This is a genomic window from Moraxella canis, assembly GCF_034424565.1.
Classification (GTDB): Bacteria; Pseudomonadota; Gammaproteobacteria; order Pseudomonadales; family Moraxellaceae; genus Moraxella; species Moraxella canis.
In genome coordinates this window covers 157,309-176,233 of sequence record NZ_CP139961.1, presented here as the reverse complement: position 1 = coordinate 176,233, position 18,925 = coordinate 157,309, and the positions used below count along the sequence as shown (strand labels likewise).

The window sequence follows — 18,925 nt, the reverse complement described above, 5'->3', positions numbered from 1 at the left end:
GTGTGATTGATGATTCATTGGGTATAGAATGTCAATCACGCAGGATTATCAATATCAATAAATGTCACATCAATGCCTAATTCTTGGTTGATGACTTCACCGAACCGAATCACGCCGCCGCGCTCTGTGGCATGATGCCCTGCGGCAAAATAATCCACACCAAGCTCACGCGCCATGTGCGTCGTGCGCTCAGAAATCTCACCCGAAATAAAGGCATCGCAGCCCATGGCTGCCGCTTGATCAATCATATCTTGCGCACCACCTGTGCATAGGGCGATATGTTTTAGTAGGCGATCACCATCGCTAGCAAGGATGTGAAGCGGCGTGCGTCCCAAGACTTTGGCGATTTTGTCAGCAAATTCGCACGCCAAAATGGGACTTGTGGTCGCCACATTGCCGATCGGGTGTTTTTGTTCAGGATACAGCGCGCCTGTGATAGTCAAATCAAGCATATCAGCCAAGGCGCGATTATTGCCAATATCAGGATGTGCATCAAGTGGTAGATGGTAAGCGATCAATGAAATGCCATTTTGCATCAGTTTGCGCACGCGCGCGCCTTTCATACCCACCAAGGGCTGATCTTCACCTTTCCAAAAATATCCATGATGCACCAAGATCGCTTGTGCTTTGGCTTCGATCGCTTGATCGATCAAGGCTTGGCAAGCAGTTACACCAGTGATAATCCGTTCAATTGGTCTGCCTGCATCGACTTGCAAGCCGTTTGGGCAGTAGTCTTGGAACTCGTGAGCATTCAGATAATTGTCACAAAACTGAGCTAAGGCTTGGGCGCTGATGGTCGTCATACTTTTTCCTATGATGAGTTTTGGGTATTGTATTCGCTTTTGATAGATTGTGCAAATGCGCAGGCAATGCATGGTAGGGCGTAGAGCGCTTTTGCTCTTGTCTCAAGCGCAGTTTGACCTTATTATTAAGTTATCAGCAGCGAAAAAAGGAGTGCCTTATGTCGAACAAATCACCAGCGTCTCATCGTGCCCCTGAGCAAGCGCACGAAGTCACAGAGCAATTTGCCATCAGTGGCATGACTTGCCAATCGTGCGCCACGCGTATCGAAAAAGTGCTCAATAAAAAGCCCGCCATCCATCAGGCGACGGTTAATTTTGCGACAGAAGCATTGCGTGTCAGTTATGATGCCAATAAAACTGATCGCGATGAAGTCATGACTTGGGTGGCAAAGGCGGGCTTTGAGGCTGTGCCGATGGCAGATCGCCAAGAGCAGCAACAGATGCCTTGGGATTTGATGATCCTTTGGGGATTGTCATTGCCGTTTTGGGTGGGTATGCTTGGTATGATGTTTGGATCGCATGCACTCATGATGCCTGTATGGATTCAGTTTGTCTTGGCAAGCATTGTGCAAGTTGTATTCGGTGCGCGCTTTTATACAGGGGCATGGGCGAGCATTAGGGGCGGTCTTGCCAATATGGATGTCTTGGTGGCACTTGGCACAACGGCAATTTGGGCGTATTCAACCTATGTATGGCTTACCGATCCGCACGCCATGCATATGGTGTATTTTGAAGCATCGGTGATGGTGATTGCATTTGTCAGACTTGGAAAATATCTTGAGCACCGCACCAAAACACAAAGCCTAAATAGCTTAGGTCTTTTGACGCAGCTGATTCCCGCAGAAGTCAATCGCCGTATCGATGGTCAATGGGTCAAAACCAGTATTGACCATATTGAAGTTGGTGATGTGCTACTGGCGAATACGGGGGATAAGATCGCCGTAGATGGTGTGGTAAAAAGCGGTTTTGGTGTGTGTAATGAATCTCATCTGACGGGCGAAAGTTTACTCATTGATAAGCATATCGGCGATACGGTATATGCAGGCAGCGTCTTATCCGATGGCTCAATAGAATACCAAGCCGCCGCAACAGGCGCAAGAACCCAGCTTGGCGATATGATGTCAGCACTTCAAGATGCCCAAGGCACTAAGGCGGATATCGCCAGATTTGCCGATAAAGTTGCGGCTGTCTTCGTGCCGGTGGTGGTGGCATTGGCGATGGTGAGTTTTATGGCGAATTATTTGCTTGGCGCGGATTTTGATACGGCATTGATGCGCGGTGTCGCTGTGCTTGTCATTGCTTGTCCTTGTGCGCTTGGGCTTGCTACGCCTGCTGCGATCATGGCAGGCATGGGCACTGCGGCGCGCCATGGTGTGTGGTTCAAAGATGCCGTCAGCCTTGAGTCTGCTGGCAGCATTGATACCATCATTTTTGATAAGACAGGTACACTGACTTTGGGTCGTCCAAGTGTCCAAAAAATCCAAAGCCTAAGCGATAAGATGAGCGAAGAGCAGGCGCTTGGTCTGACAGCCAGTTTGGAGCAGCACGCCAGTCACCCCTTGGCAAGTGCATTGGTGGAAGCTGCTAAAGCTAAAAACTTGTCTTTATATGAAGTGTCCGATGTCCAAAACACCACCGGTCAAGGGCTGATAGGATATATCGATGGCATCGGATGGCTAAAAGTCGGCACGCCCAAATTCATTGGCCTAGCGTCATGGCAGGCAGAGGATCATTGGATGGATGCAAGCTTGGTTGGACTGGCTGTCGATGATGTGCCGGTGGCGATCTTTGGGCTCAGTGATACACTAAAAGCAGAAGCGCACAGCATCATCAGCCGCATTCATCATGATGGGATCGAGACTTATTTAATGAGCGGTGATCGCCAATCGGTGGTAGATGGCGTCGCAGCGCAGCTTGGCATCACTGCCGCCTTTGGGCAAATGTCGCCGCGAGATAAGCTGTCCGCCATTGAGACATTAAAAAGCCAAGGCAAAACAGTGGTGATGGTCGGTGATGGTGTCAATGATGCGCCAGCGATGGCAGCTGCACAAGCCAGTTTTGCGGTCGGCGGCGCGACTGATGTGGCTAAGCATACCGCATCGGCGCGCCTGTTGGGTGAGTCTCTGAGCCATGTTTTTTATGCGTATCGTATTGCGCGTATGACCTTAACCAACATCAAGCAAAATTTCTTTTTTGCACTGGTTTATAACTGTATCGGCATTCCATTGGCTGCGATAGGGCTACTCAATCCCATGATGGCAGCCGCTGCGATGGCGCTAAGTTCAATCTCGGTACTTTTAAATGCCATGCGGCTAAAGCGTGTGCAGCTCATGCCCCGCGTAGCTCAGTCGGACAGATCCGTGAGCTAAATTCAGGTGTCTTTTTGGTGGTAGGTTAGAGTGTCCTTGGCTTACAAAAAATAATTATTCTTATTTGTACAATGTTTGTTATAATAGCGATATTTTGATCGACCAATTAATGTCAGGTTTTCTATGCCGAATTCAACCCTTTCCACTCATTTTAAAAAGCAGCGCGGTTCGACCAATCAGATTTTGGCGCTGTTTTTGATTGCGCTTGCTTTTTCTGCATTGATTGTCACTGTGATTGGCTATAAATTTGGCTATCGTCAAGGTGTGCATAGCGTTGAGCGCGCTGTTGCCACAAATAATGAAGCGGTGGCAAATGTCAGCGAGCTTACCGCTGAAAATATGCAGCTAAAGCAAGAGATGACGACCGCCATCCAAGAGCGCGACATCAGTCGATCGACATTGGACAATCTGCGTACCGATTATGAAAATCTAAAGACAACTAACTTGAAGCTTGAGCAAGTCAATGAGCTCTTAAAAAACTCGGTCGCCGAGCAAGGCGGCGTGGCGCTGTCTATCATGGCATCAGAGATCATCTCTTTACCTGAAAATACCTTTGAATATCGCTTTGATGTGTCCATGCTTGATATTTCAGGCAAAGCCGTTAAGATGATTCCCAAATTGACTTTGCTGAACGAAACCAGTATGGTTGAGATACCGCTTGAGCCATCGAGTTATGACATTCGCGGTGTGGCAAATATTCGTGGTCGATTCATCATGCCTGAAGGGTTTGAGCCCAAGCAAATGAAGCTTGAGCTAGCAGCAGGTGATCAGAAAGTTCAGCAGTTGTATAATTGGCAAATTGGCAAAATCGTCACCAATGCGCCACCTTCATTAGCGCAGATGTCAAATGCAAGCCATCGACCAATTGAAAAAAACACTCAATAATCTATGGGTAATTGTGACAAAAATACAGGCGAGGCGGTGGCTTTCGCCTGTTTTATATTGACCAAAACTCATCACACAGTGACCAACATTGAAATTTTTATCAGTAATACGATATTATGAAGCAGTGCGGCAGTGATTTTTTGATAAAAGCGGTTCAAGACTTTGAATCATCTTCTGAGCATCAGTCAGAGACCGATGTCATCACCCAAACCAAAACCCAAGTCAAGCAGCCCAAGCTATACGCGGTGATCATGCACAATGATAATTATACGACCATGGATTTTGTGGTTTATGTGCTTGTTGAGATTTTTGAGCACAGTATTGAAAAGGCGTATCAGCTCATGATGCAGATTCATGAGTCAGGGCAAGCAGTGGTTGCCTTGTTGCCTTATGATCTGGCTGAGATGAAGGTGGATGAAGTGACAGCCTTGGCAGAACAAGCGTCCTACCCGTTACTCACCACGATTGAGCCTGCCTAATTTTTAGATTTTATTTTAAGGATTATTATGCTAAGTCCTGAATTTTTAACGATTCAAGAGTTTATGCTTAAGTTTGCAAAGCAGCATTCGCATCAATTTATCAGTGTCGAGCATTTATTGATGGGTTTATTAAAAGATGCTTTTACTGTTAAAGTGCTGGAAGAATGCGGCGCTGATACCAAATTTATCTTATCAAGCATCAAGCAGTATCTTGAAGATTTCATTCCTAAGCGCGAAGGCGTCGATCCGATGCCAACCAAAAGCCTAAATCGTGTGATGCAGCGTGCGATCTGGCAAGTCCAAGCCAGTCAAACCGAACAGCTGGTCGAACCCGTTGATGCGCTTGTGGCGATTTTTAAAGAAGAGCGCAGTTATGCCAATGAGCTGATCCAGTCTTGTGGCGTGGATATTTTATCGGTGACGCGCGCAATTTCTGCTCATCAGCGCGCCACGCATGAGGCGCATGGCGATGTCGATGAGCCGCCTGCCAATAAATCAATCAAGCTCAAACAAAATCCGCTGGATGCCTACACGTTAAATCTCAATGAGCAAGCCAAGCAAGGCAAAACCGATCCTTTGGTGGGGCGAGCAGATGAAATTGAGCGCACCGCCCAAATTCTTTGCCGCCGCCGCAAAAACAACCCGCTTTTGGTTGGTGATCCTGGCGTTGGCAAAACAGCCATTGCTGAGGGCTTGGCTTGGTTGATCGTGAATGGTAAGGCACCAAAACCGCTTGCCAATGCTACGATTTATAGCCTAGATATGGGCGCACTGATCGCGGGCACCAAGTTTCGTGGCGAGTTCGAGGCACGCATGAAGGCTTTGATTGATGAGCTCAAAGACATGCCAGAGGCGATTTTATTTATTGATGAGATTCATATGATCATCGGGGCGGGTGCGTCCATGGATAGCAGTATGGATGTCTCAAATCTCATCAAGCCTGCGCTTGCCAAGGGGTATATTCGTACAATTGGTTCCACAACATTTGTTGAGTATCGCCAAGTCTTTGAAAAAGATCATGCGCTATCACGACGTTTTCAAAAAATAGATATTAAGGAGCCTTCGGTACCTGATGCAATCGCCATTTTACAAGGATTAAAAGGGTATTATGAAGATTTTCATGGCGTGACTTATACCGAGGATGCCATTGAGACGGCTGTTAAATTATCTGTCAAGCACATTCATGAAAGATTTTTGCCTGATAAAGCCATTGATGTGATCGATGAGGCAGGCTCATTTGTCCGCTTGCATCATGATAAAGCTTGTCGTGATGATCAGGCAGACACCCAAAATAGTAGCCCATCACCCATCCAGGTAGATGTCGATATCATAGAGCAAGTGGTCGCCAAAATCGCGCGCATTCCACCCAAGTCTGTCACCAGTGATGATAAAAATATTTTAAAAAATTTAAAAACCAATCTAAAACAGGTGGTTTTTGGTCAAGACGAAGCGGTCGATGCGCTCGTGGATGCGATTTTGCTTGCACGCTCAGGATTGACCCATCCTGACAAGCCCATTGGTTCATTTTTGTTTTCAGGTCCTACGGGTGTCGGTAAGACAGAGATTAGCCGTCAGTTGGCTTATTTGCTTGGTGTGCCTTTGGTACGCTTTGATATGAGCGAATACATGGAAGCGCATACGGCATCACGGCTGATCGGTGCGCCGCCTGGATATGTGGGGTATGATCAAGGCGGTTTATTGACCGAAAAAATTCAGCAAAATCCGCACTGTGTGCTACTTTTGGATGAACTTGAAAAAGCCCACAGTGATGTCTTTAATTTACTGCTTCAAGTGATGGATCATGGCACATTGACAGATAATAATGGACGCTCGGTGTCATTTAAGCAGGTGATTTTGATTATGACAACCAATGTCGGGGCAGATAGCATCAGTCGCCGATCGATGGGGTTTACAGAGCAAGATCATCATAGCGATAATCAAGACGCCATACAGCGTACATTTAGCCCTGAGTTTCGTAACCGCTTGGATGCCACAGTGAATTTTGCGCCGCTGCCGCCGGAGGTGATTGGCGATGTGGTTGATAAGTTTATCACCGAATTGCAAGGTCAGCTGCTTGACAAAAATATCGTCTTGTCTGTGGATGACGAGGTGCGCTTGCATTTGGCTGACAAAGGTTATGATCGCCTGATGGGCGCAAGACCTATGGCAAGAATCATTCAAGAGCTGCTCAAAAAACCGCTGTCACAGCTGATCTTGTTTGGCGATCTAACGCAAGATAAAGAAGGCGTGAAAGTGACTGCAACCATGAAAGACGGTGCGGTTGATTTTGAGATAATTGATGCCAAATTGACTGGTAAAATTAAGCCAAATTGACTATAATTTACCCTGATTTATTCACTTTAGCAAACAAATCACTTGGCGTGCTTATTGGTTGGTAGCGCACCATAAAGCACGGTAGCACTTGATGATTACTAAAAAAAGGCAAGGTTATGGCAACTGTACTAGACGGCAAAGCATTGGCAAAAAGCATCGAAAGCGACCTGTCAGCGCGTGTTGAGATATTAAAACAAAAGACGGGGCGAACACCGATTTTGGCGACAATTTTGGTGGGGGATGATCCAGCATCAGCGACCTATGTGCGCATGAAGGGTAATGCTTGCCAGCGCGTCGGGATGGATAGTATCCGTGTTGAGATGCCTGAAAGCACGACGACTGATGAGCTGCTTGCTAAGATTGATGAGCTTAATGCCAATCCAGATGTGCATGGTATTTTATTGCAGCATCCTGTGCCAGCCCAGATTGATGAACGCGCGTGTTTTGATCGCATCAGCTTGGATAAAGATGTCGATGGCGTAACTTGCTTAGGCTTTGGTCGTATGTCGATGGGTGAGCCTGCTTACGGTTCATGCACACCACAGGGCATCATGCACCTGTTGACGCATTACGGAATCGAGCTTGAGGGCAAACACGCGGTTGTCGTTGGTCGCAGCGCTATCTTGGGTAAGCCGATGGCAATGATGCTATTAAATGCCAATTGTACTGTAACCATTTGCCATTCACGCACCAAAAACTTGGCTGAGCATGTCGCTTCAGCTGATATCGTGGTGGGCGCTGTCGGTGTGCCTGAATTGATCAAAAAATCATGGATTAAGCAAGGTGCCGTTGTCGTGGATGCAGGGTTCCACCCAACTGATGATGGTGGCTGTGGGGATATTGAATTGGATGATATCGAAGCTATCGCTTCTGCTTACACTCCAGTGCCAGGCGGCGTCGGTCCTATGACCATCAATACGCTCATCCGTCAAACTGTCGAAGCTGCCGAAAAAGAAGCAGGCTTATCATCGCAATAGTTTTAGCACCCAATAAAACCCCGCTTGTAAAGTCATACAAGCGGGGTTTTGTTAAATCAGAATGATTATTCGATCAATAACATGACCAAAATCAAATCAATGATTTAAAATCTTACCCAAAAATGCTTGAGCTCGGTCTGATTTGGCATTTTGGAAGAATTCTTCTTTACTGCAGTTTTCTACAATGTGACCTTGATCCATAAAAATAATGCGGCTGGCTACTTGACGGGCAAAACCCATTTCATGCGTCACACACATCATGGTCATGCCTTCGTTAGCCAAATCCACCATGACTTCCAGTACTTCTTGAATCATTTCAGGATCAAGCGCCGATGTCGGTTCGTCAAATAGCATGGCGATGGGATCCATAGACAGCGCCCGTGCAATCGCGACACGCTGCTGCTGACCGCCTGAAAGCTCTGCAGGAAATTTTTTGGCGTGCGCCGCCAAACCCACGCGATCAAGATAAGCCATGGCTTTTTTGGTGGATTCATCGGCTTTGCGCCCCAGCACTTTTTGTTGGGCGATGGTCAAATTGTCAATGATTGACAAATGGGGGAATAGCTCAAAATGCTGAAATACCATACCAACTTGGCTGCGCAGTTTGGGCAAATTGGTATTTTTATCTCCAACACTGGTACCGTTGATTAAGATTTCCCCTTTTTGGAAAGGCTCAAGTCCATTCACGGTTTTGATGAGTGTGGATTTGCCAGATCCAGAAGGGCCGCACACTACGGTAACATCACCTTTGTGGACGTGAGCTCTGCAGTCGGTTAATACTTGAAAATCACCATACCATTTACTCACATCATGAATTTGAATCATGATCTCATCAGATTTATGACCGCTGTCAGTCACCAAGCCGCCAAATTCATTAATATAAGATTTTTCATCCAATTGGGTTATGATTGCCATCATTTGTCCTTATTGCCTTGCGCTTTATACGCGCAGATTTTTTTGAAGTCTTGCCACGCCTTTAGACGCAATCAAACTGATAATAAAATACACCGCACCTGCGCTTAAGATATAAAATTCAAGCAGACCCATCAGCTCGCCGCGCACATAAGCGGCACGGAACAGATCAACCAAGCCTACCGCAAATACCAATGTTGTATCTTGAAAAAGAATGATGGACTGCTGAAGTACGAGTGGCAGCATTTTACGAAATGCTTGAGGTAAAATGATCAAGCGCATGGTTTGAGAGTAAGTCATGCCCAAGGCTTTTGCAGCATTGATTTGACCTTTGCCGATGGATTGGATGCCGGCACGCACAATCTCAGCAAAATACGCTGCCTCAAACATGATGAAGGCAATTGTGCAGCTCATAAACTTAGCATCAACTGTCAAATAATTGCCTGTCGCCATCGTGTACATCATGGGCACCGCAAAGTAGAACCACAGCAGCACCAATAAGAGCGGCACTGAGCGAAAATAGTTGACATAAAGTCTGGCAGGAACCGCCAAGATCGCTTTACCAGATAAACGCATCAGGGCAAGCACAGTCCCTAATAAAAGACCACCAAGCACAGCAAAAAACAGCACCTTAAAGGTAATCGACAATCCAGATAAAAGAATAGGTGCAGCAGTTTGGATTTCATTAAGCATGCTGACCTCCATCAATTTGACCTTTAATACGCAGCTTTTTTTCAAGCATGGTCATGCCATAGATTAAAGTTAAATTAAACAATAAATAAATGATCGTAGCATAAGTATAAATCTCAAAGCTGTTTTGAGTGTATTCGCTGATGGTTTTGGTTTGGCTGATAAGCTCGGTAACACCCACCAAAGACGCAATGGAGGCGTTCTTAAAGCAGTTGGTCAGCTCGGAGCTTAGTGGCGGTAAAATGGTGCGAAAGGCTTGGGGTAAAATCACATAACGATAAGATTGAGCGGTGCTAAAACCTAAGGCCGCCGCTGCATTGGCTTGACCTTTTGGCAGTGACTCAATGCCTGTACGCACTTGTTCGATGATACGCGCAGCGGTAAACAGCCCAAGCCCAATCGCTGCTGAAATCGCTGCTGATGTATTAGGCTCAAGCGACTGATACCAAAATGTGCGAAATCCTTCGGTCAGCAGATTTGGCATGACATAAAACCAAAAAAACAGCTGAACTAGCAAAGGGACATTGCGAAAAAAATCCACATAAATCTTGGCCAGCATCTGTGCGCTTTTATTGGGTAGGGTGCGCATGATGCCAAGTACGGTTCCGATCACCATGGCAATTAACCACGCTGCACCACCGATCATCAGCAGCCATTTAAAGCCTGTGACCAGCCAGTGCCAATACAGCTCATTGCCAATCCCAGTGGATTGCCAAAGCACGCCCCAGTTCCATTGATAATTCACAATAAACCCCTTAATAAAACAGATTAAGCAAAGTCAGCATCATCACGATGCTGACCTTTTTTGGTAGGGCATGAAGCCAATTCATTGGGCTTGTGTTGGTTGATCAGTTGGGTTTGCCAAAAGATTTTTTAGGTTGTCAGACATTGTAAATTGCATGTTGACATTTTTTGGTGGAATAGGCTGCATGAACCATTTGTCATAGATGTTGTTAATTTCTCCAGAGGCGTAGACAGCTTTTAAGGCATCATCAACGACTGCTTTAAATTCGCTATCGCCTTTACGCACCATACAGCCATAGATCTCAAAAGATTGTGGCTCGCCCACGATTTGCCATTTGGCAGGATCTTTGGCTTTGGCTTTTTCGCCTGCAAGCAGGACATCATCCATCATAAAGGCTTGGGCGCGACCATTTTCAAGCATTAAGAATGATTCGCCATGATCTTTTGCTGAGATGATATTGATATTTAGCTGCTTTTCATCGTTGAATTGGCGAATATATCGCTCTGAGGTGGTGCCAGCGGTGGTGACCAAAGTTTTGCCAGCAAGGTCATCAAAGCCATTGATGCCTGAATCTGTGGCAGTCAAAAGACGAGTGCCAATTTCAAAGAAACCGACCGAAAAATCAACTTGCTGAGCACGCTCTTCGTTATTAGTGGTTGAGCCGCATTCTAAATCGACTGTGCCATTTTGCACCAAAGGAATGCGTGTCTGCGAGGTGACTAGGTTATAGCGCACTTTTAGATCAGGCATTTGCAGCTTTTCTTTGACAGCTTCAACAACTTTTAGCTGAAGATCATGCGCATAGCCGACAGGCTGATTTGGGTTGTCTGCGATATAAGAAAATGGAATGGATGAATCGCGGTGTGCAAGAACAATCGTGCCTGATTGTTTGATTTTTTCTAAGGTGCCTTGAGTGCTGCTGCCTGTGGCAGGTGCAGCGGCAGGATCTGCAGCAGCTTGTTCAGCAGGCTTATTACAAGCGGTAAGACCAACAGCAGCGACCATCGCTAAACCAAAAGATAACGGTTTTAATTGAAACATGTGAATTCCTTTTTAACAAAAAACAACGAAAAGTGCCAGTATCTACCGACGATCCGCAGCAAACATGATCATAACCGTGCTGCATTATTACAATAGTGTAAAAACTGGTGAAATGCAAGCGTTTATTTTGTGATTTTATAGACAAATTATTTCATTACTTATCTCAAGGCATAGATCTGACGATTTTCACATACTCTGCCCATATTTTTACGCAAAGATCTGACAATTTGGCAGTATGAGATGATGGCGTGATAAATTTACAAAAGCTTTACAAATTGTGTCATGATCTTTACTTAAAAGTATCAAAAATTTGTGATAGCATTTGTGTTAGATGATCATAGATCGCATTCATTATTGGAATGATAGATCCGTCATCGGGGCGTGATTATAGTTTGATTATAACTTATAGTCTCCTCCATTTTTAGGTGATTAATTTAAAGGATAACTGATATGAAAAAATTATTTGCAGGCGTGGCTTTGGCTTCTTTAGCACTGGCAGGATGTGCATCAACTCAGCTTGATGATAAGCGCGTGATGATGGTTGAGGGCGAAGTTAAGCAAGTACAAGTTCAAGAGCTGCGTAGCTTCCAAGTAGAGATCGCACCTCGTAAAGCGGTTTGTGAGCTGACCAATAACCTAGGTCAAACAGTCCAAGCAGAATGCCTGCAATATCGTCGTACTTTCGATCGCAACTTTAATGTGCTAAGTGGTGACATTGAAGGCTTCCAATATGAGCCAGGTTTCCGCTACGTACTAGACCTAAAACAAGAGCGTCTAATGAATGAAGCGACTGGTCAAGTGGTTCCAAAATGGACTTTAAATAAGATCATTTCAAAAACACCTGAGATGCTATAAGTGATCAGTTGTTTTAAAAAACCAAGCTTATCGCTTGGTTTTTTATTTAAACTAGCATTGACTGAATCCTGAGCCGATATTGATGGCATTAATTCGCTCTGCAGTCATCGCATTGGTAGCGTGGATGGCAAGACCGCCTTTGGCAGTTTCTTTGTATTTATCCATCATGTCCATGCCAGTTTCTTTCATGGTGGCGATCGCTTTATCAAGTGACACATGATGACTGCCATCACCGCGTAGGGCAAGGCGTGCCGCATTGATGGCTTTGACTGATGCCATGGCGTTTCGTTCGATACAAGGCACTTGTACTAGCCCTGCAATCGGATCGCAGGTCAAACCCAAATTATGCTCAAGTCCAATTTCTGCAGCATTCAGGCATTGGGCAACACTGCCGCCTAAGACATGAGCCAATCCTGCCGCTGCCATGGCGCAAGCAGAGCCAACCTCGCCTTGGCAGCCAACCTCCGCCCCTGAGATTGAGGCATTTTGTTTAATGAGTGCGCCGATCGCACCTGCAACTAACAAAAATTCACGCACCCCTTGATAGCTAAATGCTGGGATGAAGCCGCGGTAATAATGCAGCACGGCAGGGATGATGCCTGCAGCGCCATTGGTGGGTGCGGTAACGACTTTTCCGCCAGCGGCATTTTCTTCATTGACTGCCAAGGCGTATAAATTTACCCAGTCCATGGCAAGCAAGCCTCCGTTGCCTGAATACCCATATTCTTTGGATAATTGCTCATACAGGTCTTTGGCACGGCGTTTCACATTTAAGCCGCCAGGTAAAATCCCATCAATCTTACAGCCTTGAGTGACGCAAGCTTGCATGGTATTCCAGACATCGTTTAAATGGTCTTTAATCTCATCGACATTTCTTAGCGCGGCTTCATTGGCAAGCATCAAATCAGCGATGCTTAGATCATGTGCTTGGCATAATGCTGCCAGTTCTTCTGCACTATTAAAATCATAAGGGTAGGCTGATTGGGTGTCTTGAGATGGCGCTAAGCTGATTTGCTCCTCGTCTTTGATGAATCCGCCACCCACAGAATAATAAGTCTGCGCCAAAGACTCACCATCTTCAAATACAGCGATCAGTCTCATGCCGTTAGGATGGGCGGGTAGTGGCGTATCATCCCATAAAAGATCTTCATTAGCATCAAAGGTAATCTGATGCACGCCGCCAAGCATCAAGCGACCTTCTTGGTAAATAGGCTTAAGATAGTCTTCGGTTTGAGTGGTGTCAATCGTCGGTGGCTCATGCCCTGATAAGCCAAGCAGCACAGCGGTGTCTGTGGCATGACCCTTGCCAGTGGATGACAAAGAGCCATATAGCTCAATGGTAATTTGGCGAACGCTGTCCAGGCGATCACCAAGCAGCTCCAAAAAACGATTGGCTGCCACCATAGGACCCACCGTATGCGAACTTGATGGTCCGATACCGATTTTAAACAATTCAAAAACGCTGATCATAAAGCACGATTCCAACTATAAATTATATATACAATTTATTATAATGGATTAAGCGCAGGCGAGCAATTTATAATAAACTTTAATTATTTATATGCTTATAAAGAGCTAAAATTAAAGAGCTAAAATGCATTAATAAGGATTAGATATTAAAATTCAATGCGGTTCGATGATTATCAATTTTTCAAATGACCGATTTTGAAAAAATTAATAAAATGAATTGTAAATGGGAACAATTATTGTTATTATAAGCACATAAAAGAGAATCAATCGCTTTTGATAATTAAAATCTCTCAAGTTTATCGGTATCAAAAGCCAAAAGGAGTCATCTGATGTATGTATGTATTTGTCATGATGTAAAAGACACACAGATCAAGACTGCGTTATCGGCGGGCGTATCAGGCATGGAAGGTCTTCAAGAATCCTTGTCCGTTGGCACTTGCTGCGGCTGCTGCGTACCGATGGTTCAGGATTTGATTGATGAACATGAAGCCAGTGCGATCACCATTGATGTAATGGCAGGTTAAGCAGCGCGAGATTATGTTTCTAAAATATTTCTAATTTTTATTTAAATTGACTAGGATTTATTTATCAATTAAAGTCATCAAAAAAAATGAGTTGATTGATAGCTGGTCATTCATATTAATTCTCATTATAAATTGTATTTTGTATTTAAAATCATAGTCTTATCACCATGCTTCAAAATCATCTGTGCGTGTTTGTGCGGATGATTTTTTATTTTATTTGCAAATTCTTATCAGACTGCAAAGCGTTCGCAGTTCAATAGCTCTACAAAGTCAAGATGGAAGATTCAAAATTTTATGATAAGATAATTGACAACTGTTAATTTATTTTTGAGCCGATTTATGAATCTGGCGCATTATATAAGGAGCTTTATCATGAGATCATCTCAAAAAGTCATTGATTATTTAAATTTTTTGTTGGGTGGTGAGCTAGGCGCGCGCGATCAGTATTTTATTCATTCTCAAATGTATGCTGAATGGAATTTTGGCAAATTATATGACCGCATTCATCATGAAATGGAAGATGAAACGGTGCATGCACAATTATTAATTCAGCGTATCTTGATGTTGGGCGGCAAGCCAAATATGCAAGTGAGCGAAATCAATATCGGCTCTGATGTGCCAAGCATGCTAAGAAGCGACCTTGAGTTAGAATACAGTGTTCAAGAGCACCTAAAAGAAGGTATCGCACTGTGTGAGGCAGAGCGCGATTATGTCACGCGTGATATTTTGGTGCGTCAGCTTGAAGACACCGAACAAGATCATGCCCACTGGCTTGAAAAACAGCTGCGTTTGATTGACTTGATGGGTTTACAAAACTACCTGCAAAGCATGACTGCGGACTCAGATCAGCAGGGCAGCACACACTGATAGGGGGTGGTTATGAAAGGTAATAAAGAAGTTATCCGTGCTTTAAATTCGGTCTTGGGTCAGTCGCTCATAGCCATTAATCAGTATTTTTTACATGCGCGCATCACCAAAAATTGGGGCGTCTATGGGCTTAATGAAGTGTTTTATAAGCAGTCGATCCAAGAGATGAAATGGTCTGATGAGCTGATTGAGCGAATTTTACTTTTGGAAGGTTTGCCAAACCTACAAGAGCTTGGCAAACTGCTGATTGGTGAAGATGTTGCTGAGATTTTGGCGTGTGATCTAAAACTTGAAAAGCGTAAGCATGATGTGCTAGTCGAGGCGATTGGTATTTGCGAAAGTCATCGTGACTATGTATCGCGCGAGATTTTAGTGAAGCTCAAAGATGAAAATGAAGAGTATGAAGATTGGCTTACTACACAGCAAGAGTTGATCGCAGATATGGGCATCCAAAACTATATCCAATTAAAAGCTCAAGATGATGACTGATTCATTTTGATTAATTTAATCATTTTAGTATTAAAAAACCGCCTAACTCAGATTGGGCGGTTTTTTGTCGGCTTTATATTATTAAAAATAGACTTAAAAATGATAATTCAAACCCAGGCGAGTTTTACTGTCAATTTTATCATCAGTCATTGGGCTATTTTTTTGGGTGCTGGATAGCCATTCGACGCGCTGATTAAAAAATGCGCTGACTTTTGGCGTGACTTGATAATTGACTGTCGCTGTGACAAAGGGCGACCAACCAGAGTCGGCTTGATAGGCGCTGCTGTTTGTTCTTAAGGCTTCGGCATCTGAGATGCCATAATAATATTGGTTGTAGTCTTTACTGTGCCAAGTTGCGCCAAACTCTGGATACACTGTCCAAGCGTCTTTATTAAAGCGGCTTAAGTGTGATAAAGTAACGGTCTGACCATCATGCCGATCAAGCACATCGGTGGTGGCTTTTGCTTTTAGTCCGCCATAGGGTGTGATGTACATATAGCTTGCATGGGCGAGCGCTGACCATTTACGCTTATCAAGCTTGCTAAGCTCTGGGGTGTCGGCATCACTGGGATCAAAGTTTTGACCATCATAAGTTAAGCCCACGCGCACATGATGCTTGTTATCTTTATAAGGATAAAAACCGGCTTCGGCGCCTTCGATGTACCAGCGATGATTATCATAAAATGCTTGTGGCATCACAGATACAGGGTCTTTAGCATGATACGCAGTGGCATTATAAGTGGTATTCACACCAAGTCTTAGGCTGGCATCAGGATCAATCGGCAGGCTTTGGGCGTGCGCGGCGGCTGTCAGCCCGCAGAGTGTAGCCAAGCTGAAAGTTTGGATTTTCATTAAGATTCCTTATTGGGTGGGTATGCATCCATAATACATCGCTTTGGGCGCGTGGTCAAACGGCACATCAGCTCATAGCCAATTGTTCCTGCGCACAGCGCGACTTCATCGATCGTCGGCGAATCGCCCCATAGCACCACAGGCGCATCTATGGCAATATCAAGCCCATCAATATCAATCATAAACATATCCATGGCAACCCTACCAATGATATCGCATAAGTGCCGATTACCCAAAGTGTCGCTCACGCTGACTTTAGCCCCCATTACCACCCTAGGATAGCCATCACCATAGCCAATGCTGACAACTGCGATCTTGTGGGGTTTTTGTGCCGCCCACAGTGCGCTATAACCGATACTATCGCCAGCTGCCAAGGTGTGGATAGCCATCACTTGTGCCGAAAGCGTCATGGCGGGCATCAGATTGAGTGCTTTGGCTGACTGATCGGCGACAGGCTTAGAGCCGTACAGAGCGATGCCAGCGCGTACCCAATCATGGTGATGATCCTTAAAATTAAAAATCCCTGCCGAGTTGCACAGACTGCCAAGGGTATCAGGCGCAAATGCCCGAATGCGCGCCAAGGCTTGATCAAATTTGCTGATTTGTAAGGCATTTAGCGGGTGTGTTTTGTCATCTGCACAAGCAAAATGACTCGTCAAAATCAGCCGATAGCCTGCGTCGGTCAGCGATTTGGCAGCTAAGATAATTTGATCATCATTAAATCCCAAACGGCTCATGCCCGTATTGTATTTTAGCCAAATGGTATGACAACATTGATCTTGCTTAGGCTGATGAGCCAATGCCCATGCCAGCTGATTTTGATGATGAATCAAGCAGCCAAAATCATGCTCAACTGCCACTTTCCATTCATCCAAGCTAAATGCCCCTTCAATCAGTACGATGGGCTTTTTAACATTCCTACTATCAAGGACTTGCTTGACAGCCATGGCTTCTGATAAACACGCCACGCCAAAGCCATCGGCATGGATCAAAGCAGGGACGGTTGCATCTATGCCATGACCGTATGCGTCGGCTTTGACCATGGCGAGTACTTTGGTGTTTGGGTTAAGCTTTTTTTTGATGACTTTCAGATTGTGCATCAAAGCATCAGGATGGATGGTGATAGAAGTGGTGCGCATAGTATTAATTATTCTTAAAATTATTCATCAATATCATAATCTTCAGGCATATCACCTGGAATCAAATCTTCAAATCTGACATATTCGCCAATGAATTTGAGCGGAACTTTACCGCGTTCGCCTTGACGGTTTTTACCAATGATAACTTCTGCCAAATGCTTGATATCGTCTTTATCTTGGTGATAATAATGATGACGATATACAAATAAAATCAAGTCGGCATCTTGCTCAATTTGCCCTGACTCACGAATATCTGAAATCAAAGGTCGCTTGTTTGGGCGATCTTCAACCTTGCGGTTAAGCTGAGATAGGGCGACCACAGGGCAGTTAAGCTCACGCGCCAAAGCCTTTAAGCTGCGAGAGATCTCACCCATCTCATTGACTTTGTTATCGCCCATGCCAGGCACGCGCATCAACTGCATATAGTCAATCAAAACAAAGCCCAAACCGTCAGGATGGTTTTTGGCAATCCTACGGCAGGTGGCTCTGACTTCAGAGGGGCTAAGATCTGAGCGATCATCGATATACAGATGCTTGTCTTGAAGTAGCGTGACGCCATTCATAAAACGCGCCCATTCATCTTCACTCATGTTTGCTGACATCAAGCGCTTCATGTCAATACTGCCCCATGCTGCCAGCATACGCATGGCAATCGATTCAGCAGGCATCTCCATCGAAAAAATGGCAACCGCTTTATTGGACATCAGTGCCGATTGTGCAAAATTAAGCGCCAAAGCCGTCTTACCCATCGCTGGGCGTGCCGCCAAAATGATCAAGTTGCCATTTTGAAAGCCAAGTGTCTTATTATTAAGCTCAATAAAGCCTGTATCAAGACCAATCAAGCCATTAGGGCGTAAGCGAATGTCGTTAAGCTGCGTGACCACATTCGCCATCACATCATCAATGCGCTGTGGACCTGTTTTACTGCTACCTTTGGCAAAGCTCTCACCGATTCGAAAAATATCCGACTCAATCGTATCCAAAATCTCTGTTACGGTCTGCTTTTTTGGATGATATGCCAAATTCAGCATGTGATTGGCGGATGAAATCAGCTGACGATACACCGACATTTCGCGGACTTTTTCGGCATAATTGATGAGATTAAAATAATTTGCTGTGCTTTGATTAATGGTAATCAAATACTCTTCGCCGCCTGCTGATGTCAGCTGCCCAATGCGGCTTAAATAATCATGCACCATGATGCTGTCATAAGGCTCATTGACGCGCGCCAAATGACTGATGGCATCAAAGATTTTTTTGTGCCTTTCGCCATAAAAATCATCGGCACTGATGATATTTTCAATGTCCTCAAATGAGTCGTTAATACTCATCAAGCTTGCCAAAAGTGAGCGCTCCATCTCAATACTATGGGGCGGCTGAAGCGTCAGTAGGCTGTCTTTTTTATCGTTTGCGCTGGTCATGTCAGTGGTTGGCTTATGCAAAAGGTCGCACAAATACGGTGCTTATGTTTGGTAATCGATGTAAATAATGATA

At 44.9% G+C, this 18,925-nt stretch carries 18 protein-coding genes; 9 read left to right on the top strand and 9 right to left on the bottom strand.

Annotated elements, in window-relative coordinates; genetic code table 11:
- Positions 1 to 35 precede the first annotated feature (35 nt).
- Positions 36 to 803, bottom strand: a complete 768-nt coding sequence (locus U0021_RS00720) for a Nif3-like dinuclear metal center hexameric protein (RefSeq protein ID WP_114800199.1) — start codon at positions 801 to 803, stop codon at positions 36 to 38.
- A gap of 158 nt (positions 804 to 961) precedes the next feature.
- Between U0021_RS00720 and U0021_RS00715 the strand changes: the two genes are divergently transcribed.
- The 5 genes from U0021_RS00715 to folD all read left to right on the top strand — a co-directional run bounded on the left by U0021_RS00715 (position 962) and on the right by folD (position 7,847).
- Positions 962 to 3,172, top strand: a complete 2,211-nt coding sequence (locus tag U0021_RS00715) for a heavy metal translocating P-type ATPase (RefSeq protein WP_114800200.1) — start codon at positions 962 to 964, stop codon at positions 3,170 to 3,172.
- Between the two features lie 123 nt (positions 3,173 to 3,295).
- Positions 3,296 to 4,057: an exodeoxyribonuclease VII small subunit gene (locus U0021_RS00710; protein ID WP_114800201.1), complete on the top strand. Its 762-nt coding sequence runs from the start codon at positions 3,296 to 3,298 to the stop codon at positions 4,055 to 4,057.
- A 140-nt stretch (positions 4,058 to 4,197) separates the two neighbouring features.
- Positions 4,198 to 4,536, top strand: a complete 339-nt coding sequence (locus tag U0021_RS00705) for an ATP-dependent Clp protease adaptor ClpS (protein WP_227538684.1) — start codon at positions 4,198 to 4,200, stop codon at positions 4,534 to 4,536.
- Positions 4,537 to 4,563: 27 nt separating this feature from the next.
- On the top strand, positions 4,564 to 6,870 hold the full coding sequence (locus U0021_RS00700) for an AAA family ATPase (RefSeq protein WP_114800203.1): 2,307 nt from the start codon (positions 4,564 to 4,566) through the stop codon (positions 6,868 to 6,870).
- 116 nt (positions 6,871 to 6,986) lie between these two features.
- On the top strand, positions 6,987 to 7,847 hold the full coding sequence (gene folD / locus U0021_RS00695; protein ID WP_114800204.1) for a bifunctional methylenetetrahydrofolate dehydrogenase/methenyltetrahydrofolate cyclohydrolase FolD: 861 nt from the start codon (positions 6,987 to 6,989) through the stop codon (positions 7,845 to 7,847).
- Positions 7,848 to 7,943: 96 nt separating this feature from the next.
- On the opposite strand, the gene U0021_RS00690 is transcribed toward folD, so the two are convergent.
- The 4 genes from U0021_RS00690 to U0021_RS00675 form a co-directional block, all read right to left on the bottom strand.
- Positions 7,944 to 8,672, bottom strand: a complete 729-nt coding sequence (locus U0021_RS00690) for an amino acid ABC transporter ATP-binding protein (protein WP_049237663.1) — start codon at positions 8,670 to 8,672, stop codon at positions 7,944 to 7,946.
- A 114-nt stretch (positions 8,673 to 8,786) separates the two neighbouring features.
- A complete protein-coding gene (locus U0021_RS00685) occupies positions 8,787 to 9,452 on the bottom strand; it encodes an ABC transporter permease subunit (protein ID WP_407666564.1) in 666 nt (221 codons plus the stop codon).
- Complete coding sequence (locus U0021_RS00680; RefSeq protein ID WP_114800205.1) at positions 9,445 to 10,194, bottom strand: amino acid ABC transporter permease; 750 nt, start codon at positions 10,192 to 10,194, stop codon at positions 9,445 to 9,447. Before U0021_RS00680 ends, U0021_RS00685 begins: the two co-directional genes overlap by 8 nt.
- An 81-nt stretch (positions 10,195 to 10,275) precedes the next feature.
- Positions 10,276 to 11,235, bottom strand: coding sequence for a glutamate/aspartate ABC transporter substrate-binding protein (locus tag U0021_RS00675; protein WP_114800206.1), 960 nt, complete (start codon positions 11,233 to 11,235; stop codon positions 10,276 to 10,278).
- A gap of 450 nt (positions 11,236 to 11,685) precedes the next feature.
- Between U0021_RS00675 and U0021_RS00670 the strand changes: the two genes are divergently transcribed.
- The gene (locus U0021_RS00670) at positions 11,686 to 12,090 is read left to right on the top strand and encodes a DUF4377 domain-containing protein (protein WP_078256367.1); all 405 of its coding nucleotides are present in this window, start codon (positions 11,686 to 11,688) and stop codon (positions 12,088 to 12,090) included.
- Positions 12,091 to 12,141: 51 nt separating this feature from the next.
- Here U0021_RS00670 and U0021_RS00665 read toward each other — a convergent pair whose 3' ends face one another.
- The gene (locus tag U0021_RS00665; protein ID WP_114800207.1) at positions 12,142 to 13,560 is read right to left on the bottom strand and encodes an L-serine ammonia-lyase; all 1,419 of its coding nucleotides are present in this window, start codon (positions 13,558 to 13,560) and stop codon (positions 12,142 to 12,144) included.
- Positions 13,561 to 13,889: 329 nt separating this feature from the next.
- On the opposite strand from U0021_RS00665, the gene U0021_RS00660 reads away from it, so the two are divergent.
- The 3 genes from U0021_RS00660 (at position 13,890) to bfr (U0021_RS00650) (ending at position 15,440) form a co-directional block, all read left to right on the top strand.
- Positions 13,890 to 14,084, top strand: coding sequence for a (2Fe-2S)-binding protein (locus U0021_RS00660; protein WP_114800208.1), 195 nt, complete (start codon positions 13,890 to 13,892; stop codon positions 14,082 to 14,084).
- Positions 14,085 to 14,456: 372 nt separating this feature from the next.
- Entirely contained in the window at positions 14,457 to 14,951 is a 495-nt protein-coding gene (gene bfr / locus U0021_RS00655; protein ID WP_114800209.1) for a bacterioferritin, read from the top strand.
- Between the two features lie 12 nt (positions 14,952 to 14,963).
- Positions 14,964 to 15,440: a bacterioferritin gene (gene bfr / locus U0021_RS00650; protein ID WP_114800210.1), complete on the top strand. Its 477-nt coding sequence runs from the start codon at positions 14,964 to 14,966 to the stop codon at positions 15,438 to 15,440.
- 93 nt (positions 15,441 to 15,533) lie between these two features.
- On the opposite strand, the gene U0021_RS00645 is transcribed toward bfr (U0021_RS00650), so the two are convergent.
- From U0021_RS00645 to dnaB, 3 genes are read right to left on the bottom strand one after another with little or no spacing between them, the layout of a single operon-like run.
- Complete coding sequence (locus U0021_RS00645; protein WP_114800211.1) at positions 15,534 to 16,292, bottom strand: MipA/OmpV family protein; 759 nt, start codon at positions 16,290 to 16,292, stop codon at positions 15,534 to 15,536.
- Entirely contained in the window at positions 16,292 to 17,431 is a 1,140-nt protein-coding gene (gene alr, locus U0021_RS00640) for an alanine racemase (RefSeq protein WP_114800212.1), read from the bottom strand. The genes U0021_RS00645 and alr overlap by 1 nt, the downstream gene beginning before the upstream one ends.
- Before the next feature lie 20 nt (positions 17,432 to 17,451).
- Positions 17,452 to 18,789, bottom strand: a complete 1,338-nt coding sequence (gene dnaB, locus U0021_RS00635; RefSeq protein WP_327037568.1) for a replicative DNA helicase — start codon at positions 18,787 to 18,789, stop codon at positions 17,452 to 17,454.
- Between the last annotated feature and the right edge of the window lie 136 nt (positions 18,790 to 18,925).

Coding starts and splice junctions, on each gene's coding strand:
- U0021_RS00690 (WP_049237663.1), bottom strand. CDS start 8,672: ATGATTCAAATTCATGATGTGAGTAAATGGTATGGTGATTTTCAAGTA.
- U0021_RS00675 (WP_114800206.1), bottom strand. CDS start 11,235: ATGTTTCAATTAAAACCGTTATCTTTTGGTTTAGCGATGGTCGCTGCT.
- U0021_RS00700 (WP_114800203.1), top strand. CDS start 4,564: ATGCTAAGTCCTGAATTTTTAACGATTCAAGAGTTTATGCTTAAGTTT.
- U0021_RS00685 (WP_407666564.1), bottom strand. CDS start 9,452: ATGCTTAATGAAATCCAAACTGCTGCACCTATTCTTTTATCTGGATTG.
- U0021_RS00710 (WP_114800201.1), top strand. CDS start 3,296: ATGCCGAATTCAACCCTTTCCACTCATTTTAAAAAGCAGCGCGGTTCG.
- U0021_RS00715 (WP_114800200.1), top strand. CDS start 962: ATGTCGAACAAATCACCAGCGTCTCATCGTGCCCCTGAGCAAGCGCAC.
- bfr (WP_114800210.1), top strand. CDS start 14,964: ATGAAAGGTAATAAAGAAGTTATCCGTGCTTTAAATTCGGTCTTGGGT.
- bfr (WP_114800209.1), top strand. CDS start 14,457: ATGAGATCATCTCAAAAAGTCATTGATTATTTAAATTTTTTGTTGGGT.
- alr (WP_114800212.1), bottom strand. CDS start 17,431: ATGCGCACCACTTCTATCACCATCCATCCTGATGCTTTGATGCACAAT.
- U0021_RS00645 (WP_114800211.1), bottom strand. CDS start 16,292: ATGAAAATCCAAACTTTCAGCTTGGCTACACTCTGCGGGCTGACAGCC.
- U0021_RS00665 (WP_114800207.1), bottom strand. CDS start 13,560: ATGATCAGCGTTTTTGAATTGTTTAAAATCGGTATCGGACCATCAAGT.
- U0021_RS00670 (WP_078256367.1), top strand. CDS start 11,686: ATGAAAAAATTATTTGCAGGCGTGGCTTTGGCTTCTTTAGCACTGGCA.
- dnaB (WP_327037568.1), bottom strand. CDS start 18,789: ATGGAGCGCTCACTTTTGGCAAGCTTGATGAGTATTAACGACTCATTT.
- folD (WP_114800204.1), top strand. CDS start 6,987: ATGGCAACTGTACTAGACGGCAAAGCATTGGCAAAAAGCATCGAAAGC.
- U0021_RS00720 (WP_114800199.1), bottom strand. CDS start 803: ATGACGACCATCAGCGCCCAAGCCTTAGCTCAGTTTTGTGACAATTAT.
- U0021_RS00660 (WP_114800208.1), top strand. CDS start 13,890: ATGTATGTATGTATTTGTCATGATGTAAAAGACACACAGATCAAGACT.